Source organism: Shouchella shacheensis, assembly GCF_001484965.1.
Taxonomy (GTDB): Bacteria; Bacillota; Bacilli; order Bacillales; family Bacillaceae_D; genus Shouchella; species Shouchella shacheensis.
This window is the reverse complement of sequence record NZ_LLYY01000008.1, coordinates 145,077-157,580: the sequence shown is the minus strand read 5'-3', so window position 1 is coordinate 157,580 and position 12,504 is coordinate 145,077. Positions and strand designations below refer to the sequence as shown.

The following is a 12,504-nucleotide window of genomic DNA, read 5'->3' as shown; positions in this document are numbered from 1 at the left end:
TCTCTTCATGGGCCGGGTTATTGTTCACCCGTACAGTCGTACTCTACAAATTCCACCTCGTTTTCGTTCCAAGCAGCACGTTCAGTCCTAGCTTCCGACAGATCGTTACATAATGAAGCAGCGTTAGAAGCACCGCCCCCATATTCATCCCGAGAATAATTCCGTCCATTTGTAAACTAGGCATCGATCCTAACGAAATCATGAGCAGAAAAGAAACCGTCGTCGCATAAAGCGAATGCAAGAACGCGTCCTTCACCAACCCAATGCCAATCAAATAAGCCTGGAGCGGCGTGGCGAAATAGTGGAACAGGAAATAAGGGATAAGAATTTGCAAGTACCCCGACGCTGGAGAATCCTCAAAAAACAGCGTCGTAATGGGATCAGCAAAAAAGTAAAACCCTAGCACAACAGGTGCCCCATAAACAACCGTGACTAAAATTGAGAGCTTTAAATAGTAATGGAGAGTCGCAAAGTCCCGCTTCTCATAGCTCTCTGAAACAATTGGAATGAGGACCACGAGCAGCGCATGCGCAATAAAAGCAGGAAAAAAGCCAATGGTGAAAGCAACCCCTGCTAGTTTCCCATACTGCACCAACGCCACACTTTCAACCATACCGGCGTGACCCAGCGCCTGCGTAATGAGAAACGGTTTAATCGCAAACGTAGCCGAGTGAAAAATACGTAATCCGGTGGTTGGTACCGAGACAGCAAGCAGCTTCTTACGTACCTCGTTCCCACTCATCGGGGTTTGCTTCACCGTTTTAACTCTCCGCATATTGGAAATAAAGACAACAAGCAAATACACAAGAACAAGAAGCTCACTTAACTTTAAAGCAAGAAGAGCCATGAAAATCGCGACGTCACTTTCTAAGGAAAACAACTGGAAGACAAGAAGCAAGCCGCTTAGTTGTAACGCGCGCTTTAAGATATTGGCTATGGCAATCTTTGTTGTTTTCTTGGCCCCAATTAAATAGCCACGTACAACCGAAGAAAATGTGATCACGGGCACAAGCAATATCATCAGCCACTGGATGCCTGAATGATACTTTTCAAATACAGGCAGAAGCGGCAACACCCAAATCGCCGCAAGCATCACGGTTAAAGCACAAAGGGTCGCCAGCTGGAGGGCATGGACCAAAATGCTCCAGTGGTACGTAGGCTCCTTCTCCGCAACCAGCTTTGAGATGGAAACAGGGAGCTCCAAGCTTGCCAGAACAACGACGAAAAGGAGAGTAGGCAAGATTGCCATATACATCCCAAAGGCCTCGTCACCGAGCTCTCTTGCCAACACGACGTTAATAAAAAACTCCAGGCACTCTCCGACAAACGCTGCGGCAGAGAGAACCAAAACTCCTCGAAAAAAATTATTCACCCACTCACCCTCTTCCTCCTCATAACACAATATGAGACAAGGCCGGGAATTATGGGTGGGAAATTATGGGTGGAGAGAAGGGCTCTATTCAAAACTCTTACAGATGCATTTTGATTCGATTAAATGAAAGATAACTGTTACTGTGTGTTTTCGTGTGTTCCCCTATCCGGTCACATCACCCTCTAATCAAATTTGCCTCAGTGGTGCTGCCTAAGTTTAGCTCTCACCCTCTCTCATACAACTGAAACCTCAACATAGAAAGAATCCCCAAAATAGGACCAATAGCTAGAACTGCAAACACCCACTCCCACCCTAAAAAAGACTGGAAGACTGGCAAAAAATTAATAGACAGCGTTGCCACAAGGAAGCCTACGCACATTTGAAACGTTAAAGCCGTCCCTACATACGGTTTTTCGCCAAACTTAGAAACGGCCACTGAAAATTGCGCAGAGTCCGCTATGATGGATATTCCCCATAATAAGGAAAGGATGACCGTCACCCACATGGATTGACCAAAGGTAAAGCCGATGGTCAGAGCACAAAAAGCGCTCACGGCCATCGCGGCAATGGTTAGTCGGGAGATGCCAATGCGATCGGCCACGAACCCTCCTAAAATGCACCCTCCCCCGCCGGCTAGACCAATGGAGAGAAAGGCAATGAGAGAGACTATTTCCGGGTGTAGATCTGGATACTGGAACATGAAACTAGCTGTGAGAAACGCAGGCAACCATGTCCACATCGCATAAAGTTCCCACATGTGACCAAAATACCCATAATTGGCTAGCATGACAGGTTTGTTGTGAAACACCTGCTTTAATTGACTTAATGAGAATGGTGCGTTTCCCCCTGCGCCCGGGGCGTCTTTCAGAAGATAGTTGACGCCCATTGCTGCCACTATTGCCAGTATAGAGGTGGCCACTAGAACCAACCGAGTGTCTAACGATACGAAGAAAATCGCAATGACATGAGGCATCGCCGTGCCGATCGTCAAGGAGGCGATCAGTATGCCCACGGCCAATCCTCGTTGCTTTGGAAACCACTGAGAAATCAACTTCACAGCTGGAGGATACACGCCTGCTAACGTCATGCCTGTGGCCACCCGAATCGCAATCCCTACTCCAGCATGATCCACCCATAGGAGTAAGAGGTTGAGCAGGCCGCCTAGAAACGCTGCATAAGCGAAGAGTTTTCTCGTATTAAAACGATCCGCAAACCCAAAATAGGCGCTTACGAATGCGCCAATGACAAACCCACCCGGAACTGCTGCCGACAACCATGTCTCCGTTGCGGTTGTTAGCGACCACTGCTCCCTTAACTGCGGGGAAATCACCGATGCACTAAACCATAGAGTCAGTGTGAAAAGAACGGCTGTTGCAATAATACCTAGCGCTAGCCAACGGGTATGTTTCATTCCTACCCTCCCTCCATTCCATTTCAGCTTGGAGTCCACTCCTTAGACAGTATACGAAGGGACACAGTACACCACCAACGCGCCCCAGTCGTTCCTTCTTACGCCTGTTCTCTCTTTTCTCCTGACGCATCCTCCCAACACTCTGCCCCTCTTAACCCTCGCACGTTTTTCGCATAAAAGACCGGCTCTTTTATGCCAGACTTCTTCTGTTTTTTGTAATCCTGTAATACGGACAAAGCGATCTTGCTCATCAGCGCAATCGCGACTAAGTTAACAGCGGCGGTGATGACCATAAAGACATCCGCCAAATTCCAAGCGAGCTCAATGCTGATCACCGAACCAACCACGACCATGCAAACCACGGCAAGCCGGTAAAGCTGCAACATCCTTGTACTGCGTTTAATGAATTGCAGATTGGTTTCGCCAATATAATACGCTCCTAACACGGAGCTAAAGGCAAAGAAGAAGATCGCAATCGCCACAAAAGCAACGGCCCAGCCTCCAAGATGATCGCTTAAGGAGGCCTGTGTTAATGCTACGCCATTTGCACCGCCCGTTTGATAGACATCGGATAAAAGAATAACGAAAGCGGTTGCCGAACAAATGACTATGGTGTCAAAGAAAACACCGAGCGATTGAACGAGTCCCTGTTTCACAGGATGACTGACATGTGCGGCCGCAGCTGCGTTTGGGATACTCCCCATCCCTGCCTCGTTTGAGAACAATCCCCGTCTTGTTCCTTCTAAAATCGCTCCCATAATGATTCCCGTTCCAGCTTCCCGTAAGCCAAAAGCCTCGGAAACGATGAGCATGAACATGGAAGGAAGCGCCGATAGATTGGTCAGCAGGACATAAAAGACGACGATGAGGTAAAAGACGGTCATAATCGGTACGATGATCGACGTCATTCTTGAAATACGCTGCACTCCGCCGAAGATAATCACCGCAGTGAGTAGAGCAACGGCCACCCCAACCACGAGCACATCAATGCCAAACGCCTCATCCATCGCATTGGAGAGTGTGTTGGCTTGTAGCGAAGCAAAAATAATTCCAAACGTCACTGCAATGAGCACGGCAAACAAAACCCCGAGCCAGCGCATCCCAAGCGCTTTTTCTATGTAATACGCCGGTCCACCCCGAAACTGGTCGCCTTCTCGGACTTTATACACCTGAGCAAGCATGCTTTCGATGAACCCTGTTGCCATACCGATGGCGGCCACTACCCACATCCAAAAAACGGCGCCAGGACCGCCACTTGCAATGGCGAGGGCCACCCCAGCAATGTTGGCAGAACCTACGCGATTCGCCGTACTGATGGAGAAGGCCTGAAACGCCGATATCTCCCCCTTCTTTTTCTTCTTCTCAAAAATCACTCGCAACATTTCCGAAAACATCGTTAGTTGTACAAATCTCGTTCGAATGGAAAAAAATAGACCGACGCCAATTAATAGCGCAATTAAGATATACGTGGACAGAAAATCATTTATACTGCCTACAAGTTCTGTTACAGTTTCCATAAACTCTTCCTCTCTCGTTGGTGTGTACTTCGTACCATTTTTCATTCTCTTCAAACTAAAATTTGCGCTTGTTTCATACTGTACAGGAAATAGCCTGATTTTAAAATGAATAATTTTCCTTTTATATATGTAAAGACAGGCAAGCTCAACGCTTGCCTGTCTCCCACAAATCATGACGCGATGTCGTTACGGCCTTAGCTCCCGCAGAGAGAGCTTGACGAACGTCTTCGCCTGTTGTGATTAATCCTCCAGCAATCACATCAATTCCTGTGTCTTCATTGACTTTCTCAATATACGAAGGAATAATGCCTGGAAGCAGTTCAATCACGTCCGGCTCGACTACTTTTACAAGCTGGTAGCTCGTGTGCAGAGCGAGTGTATCCAGTAAGAACAAGCGCTGTATCGCTAACATTTGATTTTTCTTAGCCGTCCGCAGCATATCGGCCCGCGTAGATATAATTCCTGCAGGCTTGATCGTCTGGCACAGAAATTCCGCTGCGTACTTATCGGTCTTCAGTCCTTGCACGAGGTCTGCGTGCAGAATCATCTGCTTCTTTGCCTCACGCGCCTGCTTCTTCATCGTGGCTAACTTTGAAATATGCACATCGAGGACAACAAAGAAGTCCTCCTCCCTTTTAAGTACGAGTTCAAAGTCTTTCATGGCTTTCACGGCTGGAAGTATTTTTTGTTCGTTAAACATGCCTGCTCCTATCGTCGCGGTTGCTGGAGCGTATGTCCCTGCCACTGATCATTTAGCTCAGCGACGTGCGCGGCTTTCGTTTCCTCAGACCACTTCAGCTCTTTGGCCATGGCTTCTACGACTTCCTGCTTATACGTCGTTGCTTTATCAATATCGAACAATAGATAAGCGGTGCGGCGGAGGAAGAAGTCCACAGGAGTCAGCGCCATCTCGTGTGTCAGCGCATAGCGTAAGCAGGCCCAAACGTCTTTTGAGAGTCCGTATGTTTTCGCCTGCTCATCCTCAAGATAGGCAAACACCTGTGTCACGTTTGAACCATAGCGTTCCACAAGCTCCTGTGACGTTTTTTCATCGAGCCCAAGAATGGTTCCTGCCTGAATATGCGCCGCGTTAAACGACTCTAACGCCTTGGAGCCACCAACATCTCCACCGGAAAGAACGAGCTCTTTTGTCTGGCAGCCTTTGTAGTCTTTTCCTGTTTCCTCCTGCAATTCTATCGCAACGAGGGAGACAACGCTGTCGGCCATTTTCCGGTAGCCTGTGAGTTTTCCTCCGGCAATCGTCATCAAACCACTATCAGAGTGAAAAATTTCATCCTTCCGTGAAATATCCGATGGGTCTTTGCCTTCTTCGTGGATGAGGGGTCTTAAGCCCGACCAGCTTGATTCCACATCATCTGCGTGAATGTGAAAACCAGGGAACATTTCGTTCGTCGCGGTTAGAATATAGCCAACATCCTCAGAAGTGACGCCTGGTTCGCGCTGATCACCTGTATAATTCGTATCGGTTGTGCCCACATAGACTTTTTCCCCGCGCGGGACGGCAAACATCATTCGCCCATCATCAAATGGTGTATCAAAATAGACCGCCTGGTTAAGGGGAAGACGTTTTTTGGAGAGAACGAGGTGGACTCCCTTGGTTAGATGAATCGTTTTTCCTTCTTTGGAGCGATCTTGCTCACGCAAGCCGTCCACCCAAGGACCGGTCGCATTGACCACTTTCTTCGCTCTAATTTTAACGGCTTCGTCGGTGACGAGATTACGGGCTACAACACCAACCACTTTATTGTCTTCGTAAATAAAGGACTCCGCTTTCACGTAGTTGGCGAGCCATGCCCCTTTCTCTGCTGCCGTTTTGGCCACCTCAAGCGTCAAGCGAGCATCATCTGTACGGTACTCAACGTACATCCCTGCGCCGCGAAGATTTTTTTCTGCAAGAATCGGTTCCTTCTTCATCGCTTCCTTCGACCTCATCATCGTGCGGCGCTCTGCTTTTTTTACACCTGCTAGACGGTCATAAACAGAGAGACCGATGGAGGTCGTAAGCGAGCCAAAGGTGCCGCCTTTGTAAAATGGAAGCATCATGCGAAGGGGAGTTGTCACGTGGGGGGCATTTTCAAAGACAATCGCGCGCTCCTTGCCCACCTCGGCCACAAGTTTGATTTCAAACTGTTTTAAGTACCGCAATCCCCCGTGTATTAGCTTTGTCGAACGGCTGGATGTACCTGCTGCGTAATCCTGCATTTCAATCAGGCCTGCTTGGATGCCCCGTGTTTGCGCGTCTAAAGCGATTCCCACGCCGGTAATACCGCCGCCGATGATTAGTACATCTAATTCTTGATCCACCATGTTTCGAATGGACTTTTCTCTTGCTTGGACTGAGAAGCTCATCTTGTTTTCCCCCTAGTGATTCCTATCATTGCATGAAAAAAAGGGACCACGGCAACTCAAACAAGACGTACGCCACGTCTTTTTGAATGCTGTGATCCCCTCATAGACTCAGATCATGTGTATCAACTTACCGTTAGTATACGTCGGATTCTAACAAACGTAAAGAGGAACGCTCGCATTCCTCTTATACTGTTCCACATTGACACTTCTTTCAAACCATCGCTAGAATGGAGAAAAAGGAATGGAGAGATTTGTATGAAACTTGCCATCGTTACCGGTGCGTCCAGAGGGCTAGGAGCAAGTGTCGTTGAAACCTTGCATCAACAAGGCTTCATCGTCCACGGTCTCGCCAGGTCGATTTCTGAAGACCTAGCCAATCTCGAAAATGTTTACTTCCACCAAGTGGATTTAACGGATCTTAGCCTTGCGGAAAAGACCCTGAAGACAATTCTTCAATCCATTCCAACTTCTGAGCTTGAGTGTTGCTATTTGGTACAGAACGCAGGTCTCGTTACACCTATTGGTCCGGTTTCCACTTTAAACGGAAAAGACATTGAAACCAACGTCACCTTAAACTTAACCGCGCCCATCGTACTGGCCAATGCCTTTCTTCAACAGCTGGAGGGCACTCAGACCGATAAACGAATGGTTCACGTTACCTCAGGTGCCGCACAAACCCCCGTGTCAGGCTGGAGCAACTATTCCAGCACGAAAGCAGGATTAAACATGTTCACCAAGTCCGTGAGTGCTGAACAAGCTTCCGTCCCAAACGGTGCCCAAGCCTGTGCGTTTGACCCAAGCATTATGGACACGGACATGCAAGCGTTGATCCGCTCCTCAAGCCAGGAACAATTCGCCGATATTGAGCGGTTTGTCTCGTTTAAAGAACGGGACATGCTTCGCCCGCCTTCTGTGGTGGCATCAGCGCTCGTGAAGTGCTTGTGCGCCTCCACGTTTCCAGACGGAGAAGTCGTTTCTGTGGATCGGTACTTGGACTAGCTCTGCGTTTCTGATGGCGTGGTATACTAAGGAAAAAGAAACGGGGGAGCACTAGGTGAGTACCCTTTCGAACAACCGTGAAGCAACACTAGCCTTGCTTAAATCAATCATTCAACAAACGCTTCGTAATGTGAACGCTGAAGTGTATTTGTTTGGCTCCTGGGCCCGTAAAGAAGAGAAGCGAACTTCCGACATTGATATTGGAATACTATCTGATCCAAAGATTCCAGAAAAAACGTGGGTCGCTCTTCGAGATGCGGTAGAAGAGTCGCTGATTCCATACCACGTAGAGCTTGTTGACCTTACCTCGACTAGTTCTGAATTTCTGGCACAAGTGAAAAAGGAGGGCATCCTTTGGAAAGGGTAAAGCAACGCTTACAAACCGCTCAAAAAGCACTCAGCGCATTTGAAGAAGTCCTTGAAATTCAAAGTCCTTCGGCTATCGAGAGAGATGCTAGCCTACAAAGGTTTGAAGTTAGTTTTGAAGCCTGTTGGAAAGCCGGAAAACAATTTCTCTACGATGTGGAAGGCTTAGATGTGGGCTCTCCAAAAGGAGTGTTTCGTACCTTTAGAGAAATCGGCTACCTTAGTGAAGAGCATACCATCTCCTGCCTCACAATGATCAACGACCGGACCTCACTGTTCATACGTATAATGAGGAGCTAGCCTTAACCATTTTCAAGCAGCTCCCATCCTACTACCATCATCTTTCCTTCTTAGTTAAAAAGATGGAAGAAAAACTTAATGGGGTGTAATCGCCCCTCTTGCTTCTTTTCGAACACAAGGAAGAAGCCAGCGAGAACACTCCCTGGCTTCTTCCTCTTCTTATGAACGCTTTGGCTTAAACACCTGTGTCGCCTCGACGGCTTTTTTCCAGCCGTGGTATAACTCGTCGCGCTCTCCCTCTTCCATTTTCGGCTCAAAAGAGCGGTCCAGATTCCATTTTTCCGCAATCTCTTCTTTGCTTTCCCAGACACCGACGGCAAGCCCCGCCAAGTACGCGGCACCAAGTGCTGTCGTCTCAATCACAGCTGGCACTTCAACCGGTGCATCAAGCAAGTCGCTCTGGAACTGCATCAGAAAGTCATTGGCGACCGCCCCGCCGTCTGCACGCAGCCTCTTCGACTCAATCCCAGCATCCGCTTCCATTGCATCCATCACATCTTTGGTTTGATAGGCGAGAGACTCCACCGTCGCACGGACAATCTGCTCTCGCTCCGTTCCTCGAGTAAGCCCAAACATCGCCCCGCGGGCAGAACTGTCCCAGTACGGAGTGCCCAATCCCACAAAGGCTGGCACGAGATAGACACCGTCCGAAGAAGTGATACGAGTCGCAAAATCCTCGCTATCCTTGGCGTGCTCAATCATCTTAATCCCGTCTCGGAGCCACTGAATGGCTGAACCCGCCACAAAGATGCTTCCTTCCAGTGCATACTCGACTTTGCCATCCATCCCCCAGGCAATCGTCGTGAGCAACCCATTGTCGGAGGAAACCGCTTTTTCCCCGGTATTCATTAAAATAAAGCAACCTGTGCCATACGTATTTTTTACCATTCCCTCTTCAAAACAGGCCTGCCCAAATAGAGCGGCGTGCTGGTCGCCAGCGACTCCGGCAATCGGGATCTTCGCGCCAAAGAAATGATACTCCACGGTTTCCGCATAAACTTCCGACGACGATTTCACTTCTGGAAGCATTTGCTTTGGTACATCGAGAATGTCAAGCAGCTCCTGATCCCACTCGAGGTCATGGATATTGAACATCAACGTTCGTCCGGCGTTTGTATAATCGGTTACGTGTGCCGCGCCTCCACTCATTTTCCAAATGAGCCAACTGTCGATCGTTCCAAACAGCAAATCGCCATTTTCAGCTTTTTCCCGCGCCCCGTCTACGTTATCAAGGATCCATTTCACCTTTGTTCCAGAGAAATAAGGGTCAAGCAAGAGCCCTGTCTTTTTACGAAAGGTATCATTGTACCCGGCGTCTCTAAGATCGTCGCAAATCTCCGCGGTCTGGCGCGATTGCCAGACAAGCGCGTGATAAATTGGTTTGCCGGTATGTTTATCCCAAACCACCGTGGTTTCCCGTTGGTTCGTAATCCCAATCCCGGCCACTTGCTCGGGCTTAATGTCTACTTCGGTAAAAAGACCAGCGATCACCGCAAGAACAGAACCCCAGATCTCGTTTGCATCATGTTCCACCCAGCCTGGCTTTGGGAAATGCTGTGTAAACTCTCTTTGCACGCTGTGAACCATTTCGGCTTTTGAATTGAATAAGATCACCCTTGTACTTGTCGTCCCCTGATCAATCGCTAAAATGTAATTTTTCTCCACCGTTTCTTCCTCCTCTACATACTCTTACTTTATTCTTTACCCAAGTAACCAGACGTATAAAAATGATCCTACAACACCGCCAGCGATCGGTCCAACAATCGGTACCCACGCATACTTCCAGTCCGAGGTGCCTTTTCCGTGAATTGGCAGCAAGAAGTGGGCCAGACGGGGTCCCAAGTCACGAGCGGGGTTAATCGCGTATCCTGTTGGCCCACCAAGAGACAAGCCAATCGCAATAATGAGCACACCAACAATCATCGGGTTCAGGCCTTCGGTGAAGGTATTTGCCCCAATCGCAAGAAGACCAAACAACAAAATCGCTGTTCCGATCGCTTCACTGATAACGTTCGATGGATAATGCCGAATGGCCGGATCAGTGGCAAATGTGTTAAGCTTTGCCCCTGGATCCTCTGTCGCTTTCCAATGAGGCAGGTAGTGAAGATAGACGGTCACTGCGCCGAGGAAGGCGCCCGCGATTTGTCCAATAATATAGGGAAGTACCTTTGTCCATGGAAATTCTCCGATCGCAGCGAAACCAAGAGTTACGGCTGGATTCAAGTGACCTTCACTAACGGTTCCAGATACATACACCCCAAGAGCGACTCCAAATCCCCAGCCAAACGAGATCCCCACCCAGCCCATATTCTCTGACTTGGTCTTTTTTAATACATTCCCAGCGACAACCCCTGCCCCAAAGATAATCAGAATCATCGTTCCAACGAGTTCTGCCAACATTTCCATCCACATGCTTACCCCTCCAGAAAACTATACTAATACCGAAAAGCGCAGGCGGGTTGCCTAGGAGCGAGAATTTTGGAGACCTGGCAAAAGAAATCCCGTTCTTGGATTTCGTTGTCAGGGCGAAAAATCTCGACGCTCCTACCCGCCGGAGCTAGACAATACCGAAAAGCGCAGGCGGGTTGCTCAGGAGCGAGAACTTTGGAGACCCGATAACCAAATCCCGCCTTTGGATTTTGTTATCGGGGCGAAAAATCTCGACGCTCCTACCCGCCGGAGCTAGACAATACCGAAAAGCGCAGGCGGGTTGCTTACCCGCCGGAGCTAGACAAAAAAAGACAGCTTTTTACAGACTCCATGTGCTCCATGTTCTGTAAAAAGCTGTCCCTCATTGACTCATCAGCCTATTTATTAACTTGCCATTATCATATATCAATACAACAAATCTGTAAACCCTTTCACCTTAATTTATGTCTGCTTCATCTCTGCTGGTTGAAGCTGGCAGTTGAATATGTACAGCTGTTCCCTTATTGATTTCACTCTTGTAAGCGACCGTCCCGCCCATCGCTTCGATCAGGCGGATAGACACCATCGTGCCAAGACCTGTCCCCGTCTCTTTCGTTGTGAAATAAACAGAGCCTACCCGATGCACTTGTTCTTTTGTCATCCCTATCCCTGTGTCTGCAATTTCAATGCCAATCCAGCGCTCGTTCATAAGCTCCATTGAAACGTGAACACTGCCGCCAGAAGAGGTGGCCTCGATTCCGTTTTTCACAAAATTAATCAACGCTTGCTTAAGCTTGTTACGATCGGTTGTTAACGTTACGTTCTCTATGTAAGACCCCGATAACATCACGCCATCTTTTAGCGCATAGGGTTCAAGGAGGGAGACCACTTCTTGAACATTTTCTTTGACGTTCACAGTCGCCATTTCATCCAACCTTGGTTTAGCGAAGTTTAAGTAATCATTAATAATCACTTCGGCCCGGTTCAACTCACTCATAATTAATTGATAATACTGAGTGGATTTTGTCTCGTTCTTTTGACTCATCAATTGGAGAAACCCTTTGACGACCGTTAATGGATTTCGGACTTCGTGTGCAATAGAAGCGGCCAGTTCACCTAATGTGTTGTACTTTTCCGCACGCACGATTTCTTGAAGTATACGTTCCCGCTCAATAAGTGTTTCGTACAACAAAGTTGTTAAACAAACGGAAATTAAAACAAAAATCGAATAAAAAGTTCCATGCATCCACAGGGAGAGCGTGAGACGCTCCGTGTCATAAAACACAACAGGAACCATCACCAAAAATTTACTGAGGATCGGACAAATGGAAAGTAACAACGCAAATCGTAATCGCGGCCACTTATACGTAAGCGTTTGATAGCGGTCAGAGAAGACTGAGAGAACGAGTGCAGTAATAATTATCGTCGCTACCCCGTAGAACCAAAACTCTTCTCCTAAAAAAAGACGCACCACGACCGCCACGCCGGCCACTCCCCATCCAGCTCTTTTGTTTCCATATAGAAAGGCAAGCAAAATGGGGACATATCGCAAATCCCAGTACAAATCAAACTGCTCAAATGGGAAGAGCATGCAAAGCACAACCGTGATGCTCATAAACCCAAACATCACAAGAGGAGGTTGAACCTTCCCTCCTGCCCCTGGTCTCAGACTAAAAACGAGTACAGGAGCGAGCGTGATCAAGACGTTTAACAAGAGTGTTTCAATAATCATAAAAGTACTCGACTCCTCCATAGACAAT

General features: G+C 48.1%; 11 protein-coding genes. 3 read left to right on the top strand and 8 right to left on the bottom strand.

What is annotated here, in order from left to right; translation table 11 throughout:
• Positions 1–43: 43 nt before the first annotated feature.
• The 5 genes from AVZ68_RS10765 to AVZ68_RS10745 form a co-directional block, all read right to left on the bottom strand.
• Complete coding sequence (locus AVZ68_RS10765; protein ID WP_059104552.1) at positions 44–1,372, bottom strand: oligosaccharide flippase family protein; 1,329 nt, start codon at positions 1,370–1,372, stop codon at positions 44–46.
• A 223-nt stretch (positions 1,373–1,595) separates the two neighbouring features.
• Positions 1,596–2,783 (bottom strand): MFS transporter, encoded by a 1,188-nt coding sequence (locus tag AVZ68_RS10760; RefSeq protein ID WP_059104551.1) that lies wholly within the window; start codon positions 2,781–2,783, stop codon positions 1,596–1,598.
• Between the two features lie 98 nt (positions 2,784–2,881).
• Positions 2,882–4,300 (bottom strand): alanine/glycine:cation symporter family protein, encoded by a 1,419-nt coding sequence (locus AVZ68_RS10755; protein WP_059104586.1) that lies wholly within the window; start codon positions 4,298–4,300, stop codon positions 2,882–2,884.
• Between the two features lie 145 nt (positions 4,301–4,445).
• Positions 4,446–5,000, bottom strand: coding sequence for a glycerol-3-phosphate responsive antiterminator (locus AVZ68_RS10750; protein ID WP_059104550.1), 555 nt, complete (start codon positions 4,998–5,000; stop codon positions 4,446–4,448).
• Between the two features lie 8 nt (positions 5,001–5,008).
• Positions 5,009–6,670 carry a glycerol-3-phosphate dehydrogenase/oxidase gene (locus AVZ68_RS10745; RefSeq protein ID WP_059104549.1) on the bottom strand — a complete coding sequence of 554 codons (1,662 nt, stop codon included), beginning with the start codon at positions 6,668–6,670 and terminating at the stop codon, positions 5,009–5,011.
• Between the two features lie 255 nt (positions 6,671–6,925).
• On the opposite strand from AVZ68_RS10745, the gene AVZ68_RS10740 reads away from it, so the two are divergent.
• Genes AVZ68_RS10740 through AVZ68_RS10730 form a run of 3 tightly spaced genes read left to right on the top strand, consistent with a single transcriptional unit; the run spans position 6,926 to position 8,335 of the window.
• Entirely contained in the window at positions 6,926–7,669 is a 744-nt protein-coding gene (locus tag AVZ68_RS10740) for an SDR family NAD(P)-dependent oxidoreductase (RefSeq protein WP_059104548.1), read from the top strand.
• A gap of 55 nt (positions 7,670–7,724) precedes the next feature.
• Positions 7,725–8,036 carry a nucleotidyltransferase family protein gene (locus AVZ68_RS10735; RefSeq protein ID WP_059104547.1) on the top strand — a complete coding sequence of 104 codons (312 nt, stop codon included), beginning with the start codon at positions 7,725–7,727 and terminating at the stop codon, positions 8,034–8,036.
• Complete coding sequence (locus tag AVZ68_RS10730; RefSeq protein ID WP_218970842.1) at positions 8,024–8,335, top strand: nucleotidyltransferase substrate binding protein; 312 nt, start codon at positions 8,024–8,026, stop codon at positions 8,333–8,335. The genes AVZ68_RS10735 and AVZ68_RS10730 overlap by 13 nt, the downstream gene beginning before the upstream one ends.
• Before the next feature lie 159 nt (positions 8,336–8,494).
• Here the strand turns inward: AVZ68_RS10730 and glpK are convergent, their stop codons facing one another.
• The 3 genes from glpK to AVZ68_RS10715 all read right to left on the bottom strand — a co-directional run bounded on the left by glpK (position 8,495) and on the right by AVZ68_RS10715 (position 12,476).
• Positions 8,495–10,000 (bottom strand): glycerol kinase GlpK, encoded by a 1,506-nt coding sequence (gene glpK, locus AVZ68_RS10725; RefSeq protein WP_059104546.1) that lies wholly within the window; start codon positions 9,998–10,000, stop codon positions 8,495–8,497.
• A gap of 36 nt (positions 10,001–10,036) precedes the next feature.
• Positions 10,037–10,747, bottom strand: coding sequence for an MIP/aquaporin family protein (locus AVZ68_RS10720; RefSeq protein WP_281176616.1), 711 nt, complete (start codon positions 10,745–10,747; stop codon positions 10,037–10,039).
• Between the two features lie 454 nt (positions 10,748–11,201).
• Positions 11,202–12,476 carry an ATP-binding protein gene (locus tag AVZ68_RS10715; protein WP_059104545.1) on the bottom strand — a complete coding sequence of 425 codons (1,275 nt, stop codon included), beginning with the start codon at positions 12,474–12,476 and terminating at the stop codon, positions 11,202–11,204.
• Positions 12,477–12,504: the final 28 nt, after the last annotated feature.

Excerpts from the sequence above, each read along its gene's own strand:
- AVZ68_RS10720 (WP_281176616.1), bottom strand. The coding sequence starts at position 10,747 with ATGTGGATGGAAATGTTGGCAGAACTCGTTGGAACGATGATTCTGATT.
- AVZ68_RS10740 (WP_059104548.1), top strand. The coding sequence starts at position 6,926 with ATGAAACTTGCCATCGTTACCGGTGCGTCCAGAGGGCTAGGAGCAAGT.
- AVZ68_RS10760 (WP_059104551.1), bottom strand. The coding sequence starts at position 2,783 with ATGAAACATACCCGTTGGCTAGCGCTAGGTATTATTGCAACAGCCGTT.
- AVZ68_RS10755 (WP_059104586.1), bottom strand. The coding sequence starts at position 4,300 with ATGGAAACTGTAACAGAACTTGTAGGCAGTATAAATGATTTTCTGTCC.
- AVZ68_RS10745 (WP_059104549.1), bottom strand. The coding sequence starts at position 6,670 with ATGAGCTTCTCAGTCCAAGCAAGAGAAAAGTCCATTCGAAACATGGTG.
- AVZ68_RS10750 (WP_059104550.1), bottom strand. The coding sequence starts at position 5,000 with ATGTTTAACGAACAAAAAATACTTCCAGCCGTGAAAGCCATGAAAGAC.
- AVZ68_RS10715 (WP_059104545.1), bottom strand. The coding sequence starts at position 12,476 with ATGATTATTGAAACACTCTTGTTAAACGTCTTGATCACGCTCGCTCCT.